At 63.9% G+C, this 18,892-nt stretch carries 12 protein-coding genes and 2 pseudogenes; 7 read left to right on the top strand and 7 right to left on the bottom strand.

Annotated features, from left to right (window positions below):
* Window positions 1-73 precede the first annotated feature (73 nt).
* Window positions 74-1,690 carry a bifunctional phosphoribosylaminoimidazolecarboxamide formyltransferase/IMP cyclohydrolase gene (purH, locus tag X757_RS152710; RefSeq protein ID WP_023726113.1) on the top strand — a complete coding sequence of 539 codons (1,617 nt, stop codon included), beginning with the start codon at window positions 74-76 and terminating at the stop codon, window positions 1,688-1,690.
* A gap of 44 nt (window positions 1,691-1,734) precedes the next feature.
* Here purH and X757_RS152715 read toward each other — a convergent pair whose 3' ends face one another.
* Window positions 1,735-3,114 carry an MFS transporter gene (locus X757_RS152715; protein ID WP_023726112.1) on the bottom strand — a complete coding sequence of 460 codons (1,380 nt, stop codon included), beginning with the start codon at window positions 3,112-3,114 and terminating at the stop codon, window positions 1,735-1,737.
* Window positions 3,115-3,376: 262 nt separating this feature from the next.
* A complete protein-coding gene (locus X757_RS152720; protein ID WP_023726111.1) occupies window positions 3,377-8,167 on the bottom strand; it encodes an NAD-glutamate dehydrogenase in 4,791 nt (1,596 codons plus the stop codon).
* 131 nt (window positions 8,168-8,298) lie between these two features.
* Between X757_RS152720 and X757_RS152725 the strand changes: the two genes are divergently transcribed.
* Window positions 8,299-8,862 carry a peroxidase-related enzyme gene (locus tag X757_RS152725; RefSeq protein WP_023681420.1) on the top strand — a complete coding sequence of 188 codons (564 nt, stop codon included), beginning with the start codon at window positions 8,299-8,301 and terminating at the stop codon, window positions 8,860-8,862.
* 26 nt (window positions 8,863-8,888) lie between these two features.
* Here X757_RS152725 and X757_RS1000000168510 read toward each other — a convergent pair.
* Window positions 8,889-9,104, bottom strand: a pseudogene (locus X757_RS1000000168510) (LysE family translocator); the annotation flags it as partial.
* Window positions 9,105-9,120: 16 nt separating this feature from the next.
* Window positions 9,121-9,645, bottom strand: a pseudogene (locus X757_RS0133840) (LysE family translocator); the annotation flags it as partial.
* Window positions 9,646-9,786: 141 nt separating this feature from the next.
* Here X757_RS0133840 and X757_RS152730 point away from each other — a divergent pair.
* Together X757_RS152730 and X757_RS152735 are read left to right on the top strand one after the other, a co-directional pair.
* Window positions 9,787-10,821 carry an L-idonate 5-dehydrogenase gene (locus X757_RS152730; protein ID WP_023726105.1) on the top strand — a complete coding sequence of 345 codons (1,035 nt, stop codon included), beginning with the start codon at window positions 9,787-9,789 and terminating at the stop codon, window positions 10,819-10,821.
* A gap of 340 nt (window positions 10,822-11,161) precedes the next feature.
* Entirely contained in the window at window positions 11,162-11,788 is a 627-nt protein-coding gene (locus X757_RS152735; protein WP_023726104.1) for a DUF1062 domain-containing protein, read from the top strand.
* A gap of 59 nt (window positions 11,789-11,847) precedes the next feature.
* Here the strand turns inward: X757_RS152735 and typA are convergent, their stop codons facing one another.
* Window positions 11,848-13,677: a translational GTPase TypA gene (typA, locus tag X757_RS152740; RefSeq protein WP_023681424.1), complete on the bottom strand. Its 1,830-nt coding sequence runs from the start codon at window positions 13,675-13,677 to the stop codon at window positions 11,848-11,850.
* Window positions 13,678-13,874: 197 nt separating this feature from the next.
* Here typA and X757_RS152745 point away from each other — a divergent pair, with 197 nt between their 5' ends.
* Window positions 13,875-14,153, top strand: coding sequence for a hypothetical protein (locus X757_RS152745; RefSeq protein ID WP_023753187.1), 279 nt, complete (start codon window positions 13,875-13,877; stop codon window positions 14,151-14,153).
* A 47-nt stretch (window positions 14,154-14,200) separates the two neighbouring features.
* On the opposite strand, the gene X757_RS152750 is transcribed toward X757_RS152745, so the two are convergent.
* Both X757_RS152750 and X757_RS152755 read right to left on the bottom strand, forming a co-directional pair.
* Window positions 14,201-15,775, bottom strand: coding sequence for an alkaline phosphatase (locus tag X757_RS152750; RefSeq protein WP_023700189.1), 1,575 nt, complete (start codon window positions 15,773-15,775; stop codon window positions 14,201-14,203).
* 260 nt (window positions 15,776-16,035) lie between these two features.
* A complete protein-coding gene (locus X757_RS152755; protein ID WP_031251249.1) occupies window positions 16,036-17,319 on the bottom strand; it encodes an MFS transporter in 1,284 nt (427 codons plus the stop codon).
* Between the two features lie 73 nt (window positions 17,320-17,392).
* Here X757_RS152755 and X757_RS152760 point away from each other — a divergent pair, with 73 nt between their 5' ends.
* Window positions 17,393-18,010 carry a TetR/AcrR family transcriptional regulator gene (locus tag X757_RS152760; RefSeq protein WP_023668625.1) on the top strand — a complete coding sequence of 206 codons (618 nt, stop codon included), beginning with the start codon at window positions 17,393-17,395 and terminating at the stop codon, window positions 18,008-18,010.
* 254 nt (window positions 18,011-18,264) lie between these two features.
* Entirely contained in the window at window positions 18,265-18,861 is a 597-nt protein-coding gene (locus X757_RS152765) for a hypothetical protein (RefSeq protein WP_023700187.1), read from the top strand.
* Window positions 18,862-18,892 lie beyond the last annotated feature (31 nt).

Below are 18,892 nucleotides of genomic sequence, written 5' to 3'. Positions count from 1 at the left end.
CGGCTTGATTTCCTGACCTCATGTGCTACGGCCCGGCAACGCTCTCCAATCAGCCCTGAAAGGCCGCCAGCCCATGGCCGTCGCCGCCAAGAACATTCCGGCACCCGACCTCGTTCCGGTCCGCCGCGCCCTGCTTTCCGTCTTCAACAAGACCGGCCTGACCGACTTCGCCAAAGGGCTGGTCGCGGCCGGCGTCGAGCTGGTCTCGACCGGAGGTACGGCAAAGGCGATCGCCGAGGCGGGGCTGGCGGTGCGTGACGTCTCGGAACTGACCGGCTTTCCCGAGATCATGGACGGCCGCGTGAAGACGCTGCACCCGTCGGTGCATGGCGCACTGCTCGGCGTGCGCGACGATCCCGAACACGCCAAGGCGATGCACGATCACCGCATCGAGCCGATCGATCTGCTCGTCTGCAATCTCTACCCGTTCGAGGAGGTCCGCCGTTCCGGCGCCGACTATGCCGCTGTTGTCGAGAACATCGACATTGGCGGCCCGGCGATGATCCGCGCTTCGGCCAAGAATCACGCCTATGTCGCCATCGTCACCGATCCCGGCGACTACGCCTCGGTGCTGAACGCGCTGGAGATGAACATCGGCTCGCTGTCGCTGGATTTCCGCCAGAAGCTGGCGGCCAAGGCCTTTGCCCGCACCGCCAGCTACGATGCGGCGATCTCCGGCTGGTTCGCCGAAACGCTTGAGATCGAGCACCCGACCTGGCGCACCTTCGGCGGCAGGCTGGAAAGCGTCATGCGCTATGGCGAGAACCCGCATCAGAGCGCCGGCTTCTACGTCAATGGCGACAAGCGGCCGGGGGTCGCCACGGCTCGCCAGTTGCAGGGCAAGCAGCTGTCCTACAACAACATCAACGACACCGATGCCGCCTTCGAGCTGGTCGGCGAGTTCGATCCCAACCGCTGCGCCGCCGTTGCCATCATCAAGCACGCCAACCCGTGCGGCGTCGCCGAGGACGCTTCGCTGGCTGCTGCCTATGCGAGAGCGCTGGCCTGCGACCCGGTTTCGGCCTTTGGCGGTATCGTTGCCATGAACCGCATCCTCGATACCGAAGCGGCTCAGGAGATCGTAAAAACCTTCACCGAGGTGATCATTGCGCCGGACGCGTCGGAGGACGCTGTCCGCATCATCGCCGCCAAAAAGAATTTGCGACTGCTGGTCACCGGCGGTCTGCCCGATCCGCACGCCGGCGGCATCACTGTGAAATCCGTCGCTGGCGGCATGCTCGTCCAGGGCCGCGACAACGCGGTGGTCGACGATCTCGAGCTCAAGGTGGTGACCAGGCGCGCGCCGACGGCGGCCGAGATGGCCGACCTCAAATTCGCTTTCCGCATCGCCAAGCACGTCAAGTCGAACGCCATCGTTTACGCCAAGGACGGCGCCACGGTTGGCATCGGCGCCGGCCAGATGAGCCGCGTCGATTCCTCGCGCATCGCCGCCCGCAAGGCGCTCGACGCGGCGGAAGCAGCTGGCCTCGCGGAGCCGTTGACCAAGGGCTCGGTGGTCGCCTCCGACGCTTTCTTCCCTTTCGCCGACGGGCTGATCTCAGCCATCGAAGCCGGCGCCACTGCCGTCATCCAGCCCGGTGGTTCAATGCGCGACGAAGACGTCATCGCCGCTGCCGACGCGCATGGCATCGCCATGGTGTTTACCGGCGTGAGGCATTTCAGGCATTGAGCGCCTCTGCCTTTTCCCACAAGGGGAGAAGGAAAAGTGCGGCGCTATTCCACCGGCTGATCCGCCGGGTACGGCGTCCAGATCAATATCGCGATCCCCACGCCCAGGAACAGCACGATGGCCGCCATGCCGAGCCGCGCCGAGCCGCTGGCGAGCGTGATCGACGCCACCATGAACGGCGCCAGGAAACTCGTCGCCCTTCCGGCCAGCGCATAGATGCCGAAATAGCGGCCGGATTCGGCTGCGGTCACGCTGCGCGCCATGTAGGAGCGTGACGACGCCTGCACCGGTCCGAACGCCAGCCCGATCAGCAGGCCATAGAAAACGTAGGCCTTTTCCGCCGCCGTGCCGAACAGGCCGCCACTATCGGCTCCCGGCATCATCCAGGCGCCGAACAACGTGTAGCCTGGCCCGGTCGAAACGATGCCGATGGTGGCGATGCTGAGCAGGGCGAGCGAAATCATCACGATGGTCTTGGAGCCAAGCGCGGTGTCCAGCCATGCGGCAACCAGGCAGCCGACGATGGCGACGACGTTGAGGATGATGCCGAACATGCCGATCTCGGTGATCGACCAGTGGAACATCGCTGCCGCAAAGGTGCCGCCCAAAGCGAGCAGCGCATTGACGCCGTCCTGATAAATCATGCGGGCGACAAGGAAGCGGAAGATGCCTTTGCGCCGGCGCACTTCAGTCAGCGTCGACTTCAGTTCCGACAGCCCCTCGTGCACCGCCGGCCCGATCGGAATGCCTTTGATGGCGTCCGGCGTAAAGAAGAACATCGGCAGGATGAACAGGAAATACCAGCCAGCCGACAGCGGCCCGGTGGCGCGCGCGTCCTCGCCGAGTTTCGGGTCGAGCCCAAAGAGCGGGTCGACCCCGATGATCGTCTTGCCGGTCTCCGGCGAAGCCGCCAGACAAGCGACGACAAAGATCAGCGCGATCATGCCGCCGAGATAACCAAGGCCCCAGGCAATGTTGGAGACGTGGCCGATCTCGCTCTTCGGCACCAGGCGCGGCATCATCGAATCATTGAACACGGTCGAGAATTCCGCCGCGACCGAAGCGAGAGAAAAGAACAGCACCACCAGGAAAAGATTCGAGCCGGGAGCGGCAAACCATAGCAGGCAAAGGCTGATGATTTTGATCGAGGCGAAGAACGCAATCCACGGCTTGCGCGGCCCGGTCTGGTCGGCAATCGAGCCGAGGATGGGCGACAAAACGGCAATGACCAGGCCCGCAACAGCGATGCCGTAGCCCCAGGCCGCCTGGCCTGAGACCGGATCGCTCGCCATGCGCGAGACGAAATAAGGGCCGAAGATGAAGGTGGTGACGACGGTGAAAAACGGCTGCGCCGCCCAGTCGAAGAACATCCACCCCCAGATGCCGCGTCCCGATGCCCGCTGCACTGCATCTACCGCCGCCATGATGATTCCCCCGGACACCGCGCTTGTCGGACGCCATGTCTGCATGTTTCGAATGCTCATGCAAACCGCCAAAGATTCGCGCTGCCCCTCACCTGGATGTCGCCGCTGTCTACCTGCATAGAGACGCGAAGAAAGGCGCCGCGCCCCTACCTCCCCCTTGTGGCGAGGTCGGACCGAAGGTCCGGGTGGGGGTCGGTGCCGCACCCCACCCCGCTGCTTCGCAGCGACCCTCCCCACAAGGGGGAGGGTAAAGTCCCGAGCCTCACATCCCCGTCAGATCGCTCATCAGCCCCGAAGCCACCGACAGCCTGGACACGGTGATATCCCCGCCTTCGGTCAGCGCTTGCAGCCGCTCGCGAATGCGCGCCACGCGCTCGCCGCCGGCTTCCAGCCAGGCCGCCACAGGATCCGCCGTCCCGGTATGGCTGGCGAGAGCCGCCACCGCGATGCCGCGCCGCGCCGCGCCGATCGTGTCGGTGGCGCGCGACAGCGCCAGCTGGTCGTAATAGTCCGACGGCGTGATAGAACGCGCCGCCTCTTCGACGCGCGGAATGCGGAAGGCATCGCTGACGGCGAAGAACGCCTTGGCCGAGGCGACGACGTCGGCATTGGCCGTGCGCGCCGTCAGTGCGATGTCGGGGATCAGTCCCGCCACATCGGCCATTGCCAGCTGCCCGGCGAGCTTTTCCGGGGCGCCGGCCTTGAAGAGGCCGTGCCGCCGCTCCTCGACCCGCTCGCGCGAGAAGGCCGGTAGCAGCGAGAGCAGCTTCGGCTCCAGCGCCATGCGCGCCTCTTGCAGTTCGGCAATGCGCTGGCCGAGCGCTGCGGTGCCGGCATCGTTCTTCAGGTACCAGCCGCTGGTCACGAAGATAAGCCGGCTGACGGACTGGTAGAGATCGAGCTGCGCCTGGCCGTCGATGTGGCTGTCCAGCGCATCGATCTCCCGATAGAGCGCCGGCAGGGCGAAGCCGTCGCGCACCACGGCGAAGGTGCGCACCACGTCGGCCGCGCTGCGCCCCGTGGCTTCCTGCAGCCGGTTGACGAATGACGGTCCGCCGCGATTGACGAGATCGTTGGCGACGACGCGGGCGATGATTTCGCGGCGCAGCCGGTGGCCATGGATCTCGGCCGCGTATTTCTTCGCCATCCGATCGGGGAAATAGCCCATCAGGTCGCGGTCGAAATGCGCGTCGTCCGGCACGTCGCTGGCGACGATGTCGGAAAACAGCACGATCTTGGCATAGGCGAGCAGCACGCCAAGCTCCGCCCGGGTCAGCGGCTCGCCACGCGCCTCGCGCTCGGCAAGGGCGGCCGGCGACGGCAGCGTCTCGACAGCGCGGTCGAGCAGGCCCCGAGCCTCCAGCGCCGCCATGAACCGGCTCTGGTGCGCGATGTCGGCAAGGCCGCGCTTGCGGGCGATGGAGAGCGCCAGCGTCTGTTCGTAATTGTTGGACAGCACGAGGCCGGCGACCTCGTCGGTCATCTCGGCCAGCAGCTTGTTGCGCGCCGGCCGGGTCAGCGACCCCTTGCGCATGGCGGACGCCAGCGCGATCTTGATGTTGACCTCGACGTCGGAGCAGTTGACGCCGCCCGAATTGTCGATGGCGTCGGAGTTGCAGCGGCCGCCATTCATGCCGAATTCGATGCGGGCGCGCTGCGTGACGCCGAGATTGGCGCCCTCGCCGATCACTTTGGCCCGGACATCGAGCGCGGTGATGCGGATGGCGTCATTGGCGCGGTCGCCGACTTCGGCATTGGTTTCGCCCGAGGCCCGTAAATACGTGCCGATGCCGCCGAACCACAACAGATCGACATTCGCCTTGAGGATGGCGGTCATGATCTCGGCCGGTGTCGCCGTGGTCTTGGCGAGACCAATCGCCGCGGCCGCTGCCGCAGGCAGCGTGATCGACTTCTGGCTGCGCGAGACGATGACGCCGCCTTCCGACAGCTTGGTCTTGTCATAGTCCTGCCAGGACGAACGCGGCAGCGCGAACATGCGCTCGCGCTCCGCCATCGACGCCACTCTGTCTGGATCGGGATCGATGAAGATGTCGCGATGGTCGAAGGCGGCGATCAGCCTGGTCTGCGGCGACAAGAGCATGCCGTTGCCGAACACGTCTCCCGACATGTCGCCGACGCCGACGACGGTGAAGGGGGTGGTCTGGATGTCGCGGTTGATCTCGCGGAAATGCCGCTTGACCGCTTCCCAGGCGCCTTTGGCGGTGATGCCCATCTTCTTGTGGTCGTAACCGGCCGAGCCGCCGCTGGCGAAGGCATCGTCGAGCCAGAAACCGTGTTTCTCCGAAATGGCATTGGCGGTGTCGGAGAAGGTTGCCGTGCCCTTGTCGGCGGCGACGACGAAATAGGGGTCGTCAGGATCGCGCCTGACGACACCGGCTGGGGGTATGACGCCATCGAGGCCGATATTGTCGGTGATCGACAGCAGGCTGGAAACGAAATTCTTGTAGGCCGAGGTGCCGGCCTCGAAGATGGCGTCGCGGCCGGCGCTCATCGGCAGCTTCTTCGGATAGAAGCCGCCCTTGGCGCCGACCGGCACGATGACGGCGTTCTTGACCTGCTGCGCCTTGACCAGGCCGAGCACCTCGGTGCGGTAATCCTGGGCGCGGTCCGACCAGCGCAGGCCGCCGCGCGCAACCGGGCCGAAGCGCAGATGCACGCCTTCGACCTCGGAACCGTAGACGAAGATCTCGCGCCACGGCCGCGGCGCCGGCAATCCTTCGACCGCTTGCGAGTCCAGCTTGATCGCCAGTGACTGGCCCCGCGCCTTCGTTCCCGCAACGAAATGATTGGTGCGCAACGAGGCTTCGATCAGGTTGAGATAGCGGCGGATGATGGTGTCGTCATCAATGTTGGGGACTTCCTCCAGCGCGTCCTTGATCTTGGCCTTGAGGTGCTTGGCGGCGACGACGCCTTCCGTCTCGGCGGTCGGGCCGAGACGAGCGACGAACAGTGCATGCAGGCCGCGCGCAATGTCGGGATAGCGGTTGAGCGCGGCCGCGATGAAATCCTGGCTCTGCGGGATACCGGCTTGCTGCAGGTAGCGGCCATAGGCGCGCAGAATGCTGACTTCGCCCGACCACAGGCCGGCGGTCTGGGCAAGCCCGTTATAGCTGTCATTGTCGATGTCGCCGCGCCAGACCGACAGGAACGCGTCCTCGAACAGCGCGCCGCCATCGCTGAGGTCGATCGGCTTGCCGTAGCTGTTCTCCAGCTCCATGTCGTGGACGAAGACGGTGTCGCCGCCGTCCTCGCCAACCTCGAAGGTGCGCTCGCTGATGACGCGGAAGCCGATGTTTTCCAGCACCGGCACGCGACGCGACAGCGCTACCGGGCTGCCGTGGTGGTAGATCTTCAGCGCTGCCTGATGGGGTTTCTGTTCGGCATGGCGGTAATAGTCGATGGCGATCGGGTTGGCGGTGCTGATGCCGGCGATGCGCCCCGCATCCTTCAGCGCGATGGCCGCGCTGAAGGAATCGCGATAGCTCTCAGGCAGACGCGCGGCGATCGCCTTCAGCGATGGATCGCCGCCGACGGCTTCCGCGGCTTCGGCCAGCGCGTCGTCCCAGGTTCGCACGATATCGCGGATCGCCGCTTCGATCACCGCCTGCTCGACCTTCGGCGTCTTGCCGCCCGAGCGGCCGATGATGAAATGCACACGCGCCAGCCCGCCTTCCGGAAACGCAGGATAATAAGCCGACAAACGGCCTTCGAAGACGGTCTTGAGATAGGTGCCGATCTTCTCGCGCACGACGCTGTCATAGCGGTCGCGCGGCACGAAGACGAGGATCGATACGAAGCGGTCGAACTGGTCGGCGCGCACCAGCGCCCGCACCCGTGGCCGCTCGACCAGGCCGAGAATGGCCGCGGCGTGCTTCTTCAGGATCGGCACCGGCACCTGGAACAGTTCGTCGCGCGGATAGCTCTCCAGAACGTTGATCAGTGCCTTGCCGGAATGGTCGTGCCGGTCGAAGCCGGACTTGGCGATGATGGTCTCGGCCTTTGACCTCAGATACGGGATTTTCATCACCGAGCGCGTGTAGGCGGTCGAGGTGAACAGGCCGACCATGCGCAACTCGCCGGCAAGCGTGCCCTTGGCGGTGTAGGTTTTGACGCCGATATAATCGAGATAAATGCGGCGGTGCACCAGCGACTTGGCGTTGGCCTTGGTGACGATCAGCGGCTCCGGCCCATGCAGGAAGGCGCGGATTTCGGGCGTCGTCGTCACCGCCTCGGTGCCGCGCCGGAGCACCAGCACATCCGGGTCGGCGAGGATGCCGAGACCGGGTTTGTCGGCGCGCTCCAGATTGCCGCTCTCCGCGCCGCCGGAATATTTGAACTCGCGCATGCCAAGGAAAGTGAAATTGTCGTCGCGCAGCCATTCAAGGAAGGCGATGGCCTCGGCAACGCTCTTCTTGTCGAGCGGCACGGCGGAATAGCGGAATTCGGAAATCGCCTGGTCGAGACGGGCGAGCATCGGCTTCCAGTCGCTGACGGCGGCGCGCACCTGGTTGAGCATCTTCCGCAGGCGGTCGGCCAGCGCGTCGGCCTGCTCCGCCGTCAGGCGCGGAATATGGACATGGACGACGCTCAGGCGGTCGTGATTGCCATCGTCCTTGAGGGCGCTGCCGTCGCCGAGGATCTCGTCGACGCCGGCCTTGCCGTGACGCACGACGATGACCGGATGGGTGACCAAAGTCGGTTCGCCGGCAGTTTCTGTGATCTCGCCGAGGATCGAATCGAACAGGAACGGCATGTTGTCGTTGACGACGGTGATGATCGTCATCGGGCGGCCCTCGCGGGAGACGCCCGACCCGGCATCGACGGCGACGACACTTTGGCCCTTCTTGTGGGCGGCGACCGCACGTCCTGCCAGGTCGGCGGCGCGCTCCAGGTCGGCGGCGTCATAGGCGGCAATGTCTTCGGCCGGCGCGCGGCCCAGCAGATAGTCGGCGAGCCTGGCCGGCTTCCCGTCGGGTTTCACCCCGGCAGTGGCTGTTTTCTTCGGCTTAGCTGCGGATTTCACGCTCGCCATGTTGTCCTCCCGTCACATGCTTTTACGACTATGGTAGCAGATGACCGCTGTTTGGCGACAAAGGTTTGACGGCTCGATAAGAATTACAGGAATTCGACGGTCAGGCGGCGGTGAACCAGGAGCGAGACCCCATGTCCGGCAAAATCAGCGCACTTGACCTCGGTATCGCGGAACTGAGCGAGGCGACAAAAGCCTATTTCGCCAAATGCGAGGAAAAGCTCGGCCTGGTTCCCAACGTGCTTCTTGCCTATGCCTTCGACGAGAAGAAGCTGCGCGCCTTTACCGACACCTACAATGATCTGATGCTGGGTGAATCCGGCCTGTCGAAGCTGGAACGGGAGATGATCGCGGTCGTCGTTTCCTCGATCAACCACTGCTATTATTGCCTGACCGCGCATGGCGCGGCGGTGCGCCAGCTCTCCGGCGATCCGGCTCTCGGCGAGATGATGGTGATGAACTTCCGCGCTGCCAATCTTTCACCGAAACAGACGGCGATGCTCGAATTCGCCGTCAAGCTGACGGAAGAGCCGGCAAAGATCGTCGAGGCGGACAGGGAAGCACTGCGCAACGCCGGCTTCACCAACCGCGACATCTGGGACATCGCCTCGACCGCCGCCTTCTTCAACATGTCGAACCGCGTGGCGGCGGCCATCGACATGCGGCCGAACGACGAATACCACGCCATGGCGAGGTGAAAGTTTCCTTCTCCTCGTAGGAGAGGTCAACGCGCCGCGATGGCCCCGGCAGCGCCGGCCATCGTCGTGGCGCTGATTCGGTTGGCGATCTTCATGGCGCGCCTGCTTTTGAGCAGCTTGCGCGCCTGTGAGGCCGCGACGACCCAGGCGAGATCGATGGCGATCAGAACCACCGCCATCGTCGCCGTCAGTTCGACCCAGCCGATGACACTCACCGAAGCGAGGTCGATGATCGTCGGCAGCANGCCTGCTTTTGAGCAGCTTGCGCGCCTGTGAGGCCGCGACGACCCAGGCGAGATCGATGGCGATCAGAACCCCCGCCATCGTCGCCGTCAGTTCGACCCAGCCGATGACACTCACCGAAGCGAGGTCGATGATCGTCGGCAGCAGCGCCAGATAGAACATCATGATCTTGGGATTGCCGAGCGTCACCGCCATGCCGGCAAAGAACAGCTTTGTCGCCGAATCCTCGCGCGGCATCTCGCCTTCTTTTGCGTCGACAGGTGCGGTCCACATCTTGAAGGCGAGGTAGGTGAGGTAAGCGACGCCGATCCATTTCACGACGACGAAGGCGAAATGGAAGGTCTGCGCCACGACCGCCAGCCCGAACACCGCCAGCGACAGCCAGATGGCCTCGCCGATCCACATGGCGAGCAGGAACGGAAACACGTCACGAAAGCCCTTCGAGATGACGCGGGCAACCAGTGCCGCGATCGATGGGCCGGGCGAGCCGGCGGCAACGAAGAGAGCGGCGGCGAAGATCAGCAGCGAGGTGAGGTGCATGGCGGAGCCTTCGAGCGTTGGATGGCAAATGATATCCGATCGGTGGCGATTTGGCACCCCTCGGCCTGATGGGCCAACGAACGCAACATATTTCGGAGATCGGACTTGCCCGTGCCAGTGGTTTGAGAAAGGATCGCGGCCATGAAATCAATCGTCATCCACGCGGCAAAAGACCTTCGCATCGAAGAGACCGATCCCGGCGCGCCTGGCGCAGGACAGGTCGAAATATCGGTCGAGGCCGGCGGCATCTGCGGCTCGGACCTGCACTATTACAATCATGGCGGCTTCGGCGTGGTGCGCCTGCGCGAGCCGATGATCCTCGGCCATGAGGTCGCCGGCACGGTGAAGGCACTTGGCGCCGGCGTTTCCAGCCTTGTCGTCGGCGACCGCGTTGCGATTTCGCCCAGCCGGCCCTGCAATGCGTGCCGGTACTGCCTGCAGGGCGTGCAGAACCAATGCCTCAACATGCGATTCTACGGCAGCGCCATGCCGATGCCACATATACAGGGCGCCTTCCGCCAGTGCCTCGCCGCCGAGGCCTGGCAGTGCCACAAGATCGCCGACCATGTCTCCATCAACGAAGCCGCCTTTGCCGAGCCGTTCGCGGTAACGCTGCATGCCGTCAACCGCGCCGGCTCGCTGCTCGGCAAGCGGGTCTTGGTCACCGGCTGCGGGCCGATCGGTGCGCTCAGCATCCTTGCCGCACGTGTCCACGGCGCGCGTGGGATCGTCGTCACCGATGTCATGGACGCGGTTCTGGCCAAGGCCAACGAGATCGGCGCCGACCGCACCATCAATGTCGCCACAGATGCCGACAAGCTCGCTGGCTACAATGTCGAGAAGGGCAGTTTGGACGTCATGTTCGAATGCTCCGGCGATGAGCGCGCGGTGCGAGCCGGGCTCGATGTGCTGAAGCCGCGCGGGGTGCTCGTGCAGCTCGGCCTAGGCGGCGACATGTCGCTGCCTCAGAATCTCATCGTCGCCAAGGAGATCGAAATGCGCGGCTCCTTCCGTTTCCACGACGAGTTCGCGCTGGCCGTCGATCTGATCAACAACCGTCGCGTCGACGTCAAGCCGCTGCTGACCGGCATCTATCCGATGGACGAGGCGGTTGCGGCTTTCGAGATCGCCGGCGACCGCAACAAATCGATGAAGGTACAGATCGCCTTCGCCTGAGCAGGGCGAGACACCCTATTAACCTTGCCCGCTCGGCATCTTGCCGCTAGAAGAGCCGTCCCGACATCCATTTCGAGCTTCATTTTGCCTCAGTAACCGCCGGTCTCGCCAACTCCCCTGATCACGCTTGGCAGGGCGCCGCATTAAGCGGTGCCTGCTCCATTTCACGTGTTCCTCAGGCGGCGGTTCGAGACCGGTTTGGCACTGCTGAACCGTTGTCGCGCGCTTTGCCGCCCGTGACAGCTGATTTCCGACATAGCTAGCTCTCGCCACGCCGTGCCCGCATGGGCATCTCGCCATTGCCGACCTGAAGAACTTCCACACTGGAAGGTCTTCCGGCTTGTCCCAACATCTCGCTATCCACTGGGCAATCGCGCCCGAAATCGCACCTCGACCCCTGATCCACTGCAACCGCTGCGGCGCCGTGAAAGCCTATCGCTGCAGCGACAAATTCCGCGTCAACGCCAATGGCAAACGCATTGATGTCTGGCTGATCTATCGCTGCATCGACTGCGACAATTCGTGGAATTTCGGCATTTTCGAACGCTGCAACCGCCGCGACATCGAACCCGCGCTGCTGGCAGCGCTCGAAAGCAACGATCCGGCCCTCGCCCGCCGCCATGCCTTCGATGTCGCGGCTTTGCGAAACCGGGTCGGCCGCGTCGAGGAGTTTCCCGATTTCGCCGTTCACAAACACCGGCTCGGCGGCGAAGGCGAACCCGCAGCCGCGCTTGAAATCAGGCTTGGGCTGGAAATGCCGACATCGCTGCGGCTAGACCGTCTGCTCGCCGGCGAACTCGGCATCTCGCGATCAAGGCTTCAGGCGCTGGAGGAGAAACGATTGCTGTTTGTCGTTTCCGAAGGCGCCAGGGCTTTGCGCAAGCCGGCTCGCGATGGCACGATCGTGCGAATTGATCTCTCCGGCGAAGCCGACCGAGAAACCATCATCTCAAGGGCGAGCAGATAATCGAAATAGGGCGAAGCACATCGGTGCTTCGCCTCCTTCCGGATTTGGAAATCAGACGATTACGCCGCGCCCACAACCTTGGCCGACTTCTCGAAGCGCTTGCGCTCGTTCGGGTCGAGATAGAGCTTGCGCAGGCGGATGGTCTTAGGCGTCACCTCGACCAGCTCGTCGTCCTGGATCCAGGCCAGCGCGCGCTCCAGCGTCATGCGGATCGGCGGCGTCAGCTTCACCGCCTCGTCCTTGCCGGCGGCGCGGATGTTGGTCAGCTTCTTGCCCTTCAGCACGTTCACTTCGAGGTCGTTGTCACGGCTATGGATGCCGATGATCATGCCCTGATAGACCTTGACGCCCGGGTCGATGACCATCGGGCCGCGGTCTTCGAGGTTCCACATGGCATAGGCCACTGCCTCGCCCTGTTCGTTGGAGATCAGCACGCCGTTGGTGCGGCCCGGCAGTTCGCCCTTGTAGGGCTGGTAGGCGTGGAACAGCCGGTTCATCACGGCGGTGCCGCGCGTGTCGGTCAACAGTTCCGACTGGTAGCCGATCAGTCCGCGCGTCGGCGCGTGGAAGACGATGCGCTGACGGTTGCCGCCCGAAGGCCGCAGCTCGACCATCTCGGCCTTGCGCTCCGACATCTTCTGCACGACGATGCCGGCGTGCTCCTCGTCGACGTCGATGACGACTTCCTCGACCGGCTCCAGCAATTCACCGTTCTCGCCCTTCTGCATGACGACGCGCGGACGCGACACGGCGATTTCAAAGCCTTCGCGGCGCATCGTCTCGATCAGCACGGCCAGCTGCAATTCGCCACGGCCGGAAACGAAAAACGAATCCTTGTCAGGCGATTCCTCGATCTTGAGCGCGACATTGCCTTCGGCTTCGCGCAGCAGGCGGTCGCGGATGACGCGGCTGGTCACCTTGTCGCCTTCAGTGCCGGCGAGCGGCGAATCGTTGACCAGGAAAGACATGGTCACGGTCGGCGGATCGATCGGTTGCGCATGCAACGCCTCGGTCACCGCCAGGTCGCAGAACGTGTCGGCGACGGTGCCTTTGGACAGGCCGGCAATGGCGACGATGTCACCCGCCTGCGCCTCTTCGATCGGTTGGCGCTCGAGGCCACGGAACGCGAGGATCTTGGAGATGCGCCCGGTTTCGATCTGCGTGCCGTCATGGTGGAGCACCTTGACCGCCTGGTTGGACTTCAGCGTGCCGCTCTCGATACGGCCGGTAATGATGCGGCCGAGGAAGGGATTGGCCTCCAGGATGGTGCCGATCATGCGGAACGGGCCGGGATGAACGGTCGGCTCCGGCACATGCTTGATGACAAGGTCGAACAGCGGCGCCAGGCCCTGGTCCTTCGGGCCTTCCGGATTTTCCGAGACCCAGCCATCGCGGCCAGAACCGTAGAGGATCGGGAAGTCGAGCTGCTCGTCGGTGGCGTCAAGCGCTGCAAACAGGTCGAACACCTCGTTGACCACCTCGACGTGGCGGGCGTCCGGACGGTCGATCTTGTTGATGACGACGATCGGCTTCAGGCCGACCTTGAGCGCCTTGCCGACGACGAACTTGGTCTGCGGCATCGGGCCTTCGGCCGCGTCGACCAGCACGATCGCCGAATCCACCATCGACAGGATGCGCTCGACCTCACCTCCGAAATCGGCGTGGCCGGGTGTGTCTACGATGTTGATGCGGGTGTCCTTCCAGTCGACCGAGGTCGCCTTGGCCAGGATGGTGATGCCGCGTTCCTTTTCGAGGTCGTTGGAATCCATGGCGCGCTCGGCGACGCGCTGATTGTCGCGGAAGGAACCGGATTGCCGCAGCAATTGGTCGACGAGGGTGGTTTTTCCATGGTCGACGTGCGCGATGATCGCGATATTACGAATTTTCATTTTGTGGTCTCGGGAGCGTTGCAGGCAGCAGGCCAAAAGGCGCCGCCTCTTTCGGTTGCGCGGCTCATACAGGGTTTTTCGCAATTGCGAAAGAGGAGGCGCACCACCAAATACTCATCAAATCTTAAGCATCTCGGTGTGAGATGGTTTTGTTAACCAAGGCGGGAACCTTTCTGGGCCCGGGTAGTTCGAAATTGATGACCGACAAACTCAACCGATTTTGGCCCCTCATCGCTTCGGTCGCATTCGCTGCCGTGCTGGCGGCCAATGCCGCTCAATCGGCCGCCACGGTGAAGGAAGCCAATCCGGCTTCGTCGTCCGACCGGACGGCCGAGCAGATGTTTGCCGACGCCCCTGATGGCGTCGACCCCGTGGTCACCGGCCCGGTCAGCGCCTCTTTCAAGCAGAGGCAGCAGGTTGCAGGCTGCGACAGCGCGGTGTGGCCGAAGATTCCGACGGTTTGCTACCCGGACTGACGGCTGCCCATTCCAGGCATAGCGATCCTTCGCACCGACCCAAAGGCTTACGCCGACCGCACCGGATCGAGCGTCACCTTGTAAAGCTCGATGTCGTCGCGATCCATCAGCCGCACGGTCAGCTGCTCTGTCGCCCCTGAAATGTCCACCAGGCCAAAGAACTGCAGGCCGGCCGAGGGTGGCAGGTTCTGGCCCTGTTCGGTGGTCGGCGCCTTGATGAATTTCAGCTCCGGGCCGAAGGTCATGTCGAAATCATTGGGACCGAAGGTACCGGCGTGGATCGGGCCCGAGACGAATTCCCAGAAAGGATTGAAATCCTGGAACCGCGCCTTGTCGGGGTTGTAATAGTGCGCCGCCGTGTAGTGGACATCGGCGGTCAACCAGACCGTGTTGGTGATGCCGGCAGTCTTGATGTAGCGCAACAGGTCGGCGATCTCGAGCTCGCGGCCTTTGGGCAGGCCATTGTCGCCATTGCTGATGGCTTCCGCGCCGACCTTCTTGGCGCCGTCGTCCCAGACGACGAGGCCGAGCGGCATGTCGGCGGCAATGATCTTCCAGGTCGCCCTGGAATTCGTCAGCTCGCGCTTCAGCCATTTCGTCTGCTGTTCGCCCAGCATGCGTGACTGCGGCGTCATGTCCTCCTGCATGTCGGGGCCGTTCGGGCCGCGATAGGAGCGCATGTCGAGGAAGAACACGTCGAGCAGCGGCCCATGCGCGATCTTGCGGTAGACGCGGCCGGGCTCGGACGGCTCGTAGCGGATCGTCGTCATCTCATGGAAGGCGCGCGCCGCACGCGCCGCGAGCACATGGATGGATTTTTCGGTGTAGCGGCTGTCGGCGCCGAGATTCTTCGAATCCGACCAGTTGTTCAGCACCTCGTGATCGTCCCACTGGTAGAAGGTCGGGCAGATGGCGCTCAAGGCCAGAACGTTTTTGTCCATCATGTTGTATTTCCACTGGTCGCGGTACTCATCCAGCGTCTCGGCCACCTTGCGCTTGCCGTCGATCAGGACGACGTTTTTCCACTTGCCGCCGCCAGGCAGGTCTACCTCGTCCTTCATGGCGCCATCGGCATAGATGGTGTCGCCGGAATGCAGGAAGAAATCCGGCGTGTGCCTGGCGATGGTGGCGTAGGTTTTCATGCCGGTCTCATCGATTCCCCAGCCCTGGCCGGCCGTGTCGCCCGACCAGGCGAATTTTATGTCGCGCTTCGAGGCGGGTGCTGTGCGGAAACGGCCGACGATCGGTTCGGAAACGGCGTTGATATCCGACAGGTCGGCGGCAGTCATCCGGTAGAAGATATCCTGGTCGGAGGCGAGGTCGGTAAGCAGGCGCTTGACCGTGAAGTCGCTGGCCGGCGAGGTATCGAGCGGCGCCAGCCGCGTCGCATTGGCGAAGTTTTCCGTCGACGACACTTCGAACATGACGCGCGAAGGCCGGTCGGTGCGCGTCCACACCATGCCGCTCGAGGCATCGACATCGCCGGACTGGACGCCATGGGTGAAGGCCGGGCGCTGGCTGGCGCGCGAATAATAGGGCAAAGCGAGCCCCGATGCGCCGAGCAGACCGGCGGCGCTGGCAGAGGTGACGAAAGCGCGGCGGGTCAACGAGATCTTGTTCATGGCTGTCTCCTGATGGCTTCGAACGGTGCCAGCAAGCTCCAGCTTCAATGTTTCAGCCACATCTCGGGAAGATGAAACTTTGATAACAATCGACAGGTGATCTCCGCCCTTGAGGGGGGAGATGTCGCCGAAGGCGACAGAAGGGGGTCGCCTCGCTTGGAGCGCCGACCTCTGCGCAAGAGGCTGAGTCCGGTCGCACGGACCCCCTCTGGCCGCTTCGCGGCCATCTCCCCCCTCAGGCGGGAGATTAGTACCGCGCCTTACGCCGCTTGCGGCTCCGGATCGAAAGCCGGCCTGCTCGTATTGATCAGCAGCGACAGACACGCAGCCACGATCGCCGTCATGCCGGCGATCAGGAAAGCCAGTTCGTAATTGCCCTGCAGTTCGCGCATGGTGCCGCCGAAGCCGGCGGCGGTGGCGGCGCCGACTTGGTGGCCGGCTACGATCCAGCCGAACACGATCGGGCCGCTGCGGTCACCGAAGGCCTCGTTGGCGAGCCTGAGCGTCGGCGGCACGGTGGCGATCCAGTCGAGACCGTAGAGCACGGCGAAGATGATCAGGCTGGTCGCCGAGAAGCCGGAATAGGGCAGATAGATCAGCGCCAGACCGCGAATGCCGTAGTAGACGCCGAGCAGCTTGCGCGGGTCGAAACGGTCGGTGAGCCAGCCCGAGAGCGTCGTCCCGATCAGGTCGAAAATGCCCATAAGCGACAGCAGGCCCGCGGCCTGTACCTCGGGGATGCCCATGTCGCCGCAGAAGGAGATCAGATGCGTGCCGACCAGCCCGTTGGTGGTGAAGCCGCAGATGAAGAAGGTGGCGAACAGATACCAGAAGACGCGGGTGCCGGCGGCGCGGCGCAGCGTGTTGAGCGTATGCGCCAGGAAATTGCCTTGCGATGCCGGCGATACCGGCGGCACGTCATCGGCCCCGGCGCCATAGCGCACCATGCCGATCGAAGCGGGACGCTCCGGAACCAACAGCCAGACCAGCGGCAGAAGACAGGCGGTGGCGATCGAGACGGCGGTAGCGACGGGCTGCCAGCCGCCCGACTGGGCGAGCGATGCCAGCAGCGGCAGGAACACCAACAGGCCGGTGGCGCTGGAGGCAGACATCAGCCCCATCACCAAGCCGCGATTGGTCTTGAACCAGCGGTTGACGATGGTGGCGCCGAGCACGGTGGCGACCGCGCCGGAGCCGATGCCGGAAAACACGCCCCAGGTGAGGAACAGGTGCCAGGGCTCGGTCATCAGTAGGCTGAGCGCGGTCGAGCCCGACATGATCACAAGCGAGGCAAGCAGCGTGCGGCGCAAGCCGATACGCTCCATCAATGCGGCGGCAAACGGCCCGGTCAGGCCGTAAAGGAAGATGCCGATCGCAGCGGCAATCGAAACCGTATCGCGCCCCCAGCCGAAGCTTTTATCCAACGGCAGCATCATCACCGAGGGTGCGGAACGAAGCCCGGCCGCGATCAATAGGCAAAGGAAGATGACGCCAACCACGACGAAAGCGTAGCGCTGGCCAAAGGGACGGGATTGAGCTATCATGTTACTGACCGGTACGTTGCAGGGTGAGGACATGTATACGTACCGATCGGTAACACGTCAATCGAGTCATACCATGCCAACGGACAAAAATATTGAACTGACCATCAAGGACGGTCATGCAGCCGCACCGCCCAAGGCTGCCAAGAAAATCCTCGACGTGGCCTACGACCTGTTCTACCGCCGCGGCATCCGGGCGATCGGCGTCGACGAGATCGTCAAGCGCGCCGGCGTCACCAAGCCCAGCCTCTACCGCAGCTTTCCCTCCAAGGACGAGCTCGCCGCTTCCTATCTCAGGCAATATGACCGTGAGTATTGGGAGCGTTTCGACGAAGCCGTGGCTGCCCATCCCGGCGACCCACGGGCACAGCTCAGGGCTTTCCTGACTCGCGTCGGCAAGCGCACGCAAAGGCCGGACTATCGCGGCTGCGGCATGACCAACGCGGCGGTGGAATATCCCGAACATGGCCATCCGGCGCGCGTCGTCAGCGAGGCCAACAAGCAGGAGTTGCGCCACCGCCTGCGCGCGATGGCCGCAGCGATGGGCGCTAAAGACCCTGACACGCTCGGCGACGGCCTGCTGCTGTTGATCGAAGGCGCCTATATCAGTGGCCAGCTCTTCGGCCTCGGAGGCCCGGCGGCAGCGGTCGCCCACAACGCCGACCTGCTGATCGAGGCGAGCTTGAAGAAATAACATTTCGAACGTTGGCGCCGCCCCTCACCTGCCGGCATCCTTTCCCGGAAATGGGGCGAGGAACGCTCTCATCACGATTTCGCCAATTGCCAGCGTTGCAAGGTTGTCGCCAGCGGCGCAGCCGGCCACTTTCTCCCGTTCAGGGGGAGAATTGCCCGGCAGGGCGATTGGGCGGCGCCAACGTTGAGATTGGCACGCTAGGCCGGCCGCAGATTTGGCGATAGGCTGGGGCGAACTTCACGGGAGACGTCCGCATGCGAACCCTGCTGCTTGTTCCATTCGCCCTCGCCGCCCTATCCCAAACCGCCCATGCCGACGGCATATCAAGCGTCTACACCGACCTCGACTCGCAAAAGGACTGCGTCACCTATGCGCAGGCGCAGGAAGGCGACGGCGAATGGGCCGAACTCGCCTGCTCCGGCTATCGTGGCTATCCCGTGCTGATCGCCTATGACGACGCCCGTGAATCGCTGTTCTACGGATTTCCGCCCGGCGGCGACATGACCTCGGTCTGGGAGAGCTTTTCCGGCTTCAACTCGTCCGGCGCCAAGGTCGAGTGGCGCATCGAGACCAAGGGCGACGTTGCCGTTCCCTTTGCCGTCATCCACCGCCGCTCGATCAGCAATCCCGAGGACGAGAACAAGCCGACCGAAGTGCTGCTCGTCGCCAAGGTCGCCCAGATGGAAGCCCGCGACGGCTGCACCATCGGCCTCGTGCTGGCCACCGGCAACCCGCAGGCCAATGACCAGGCGCGCAAGCTGGCCGACGAAAAGGCGAAGAGTTTCGCCTGTGGCAAGGACAAGCACACCGTCATCGGCAACGTGCCGGCGTTTGGTCGGGTGGATAACTAGTCACGTGGGTGCAAGGCACCCCCTCTGCCCT

It is taken from the genome of Mesorhizobium sp. LSHC412B00, assembly GCF_000503035.1.
In the GTDB taxonomy this organism is placed as follows: domain Bacteria; phylum Pseudomonadota; class Alphaproteobacteria; order Rhizobiales; family Rhizobiaceae; genus Mesorhizobium.
This window is presented reverse-complemented; position numbering and strand designations above follow the sequence as displayed.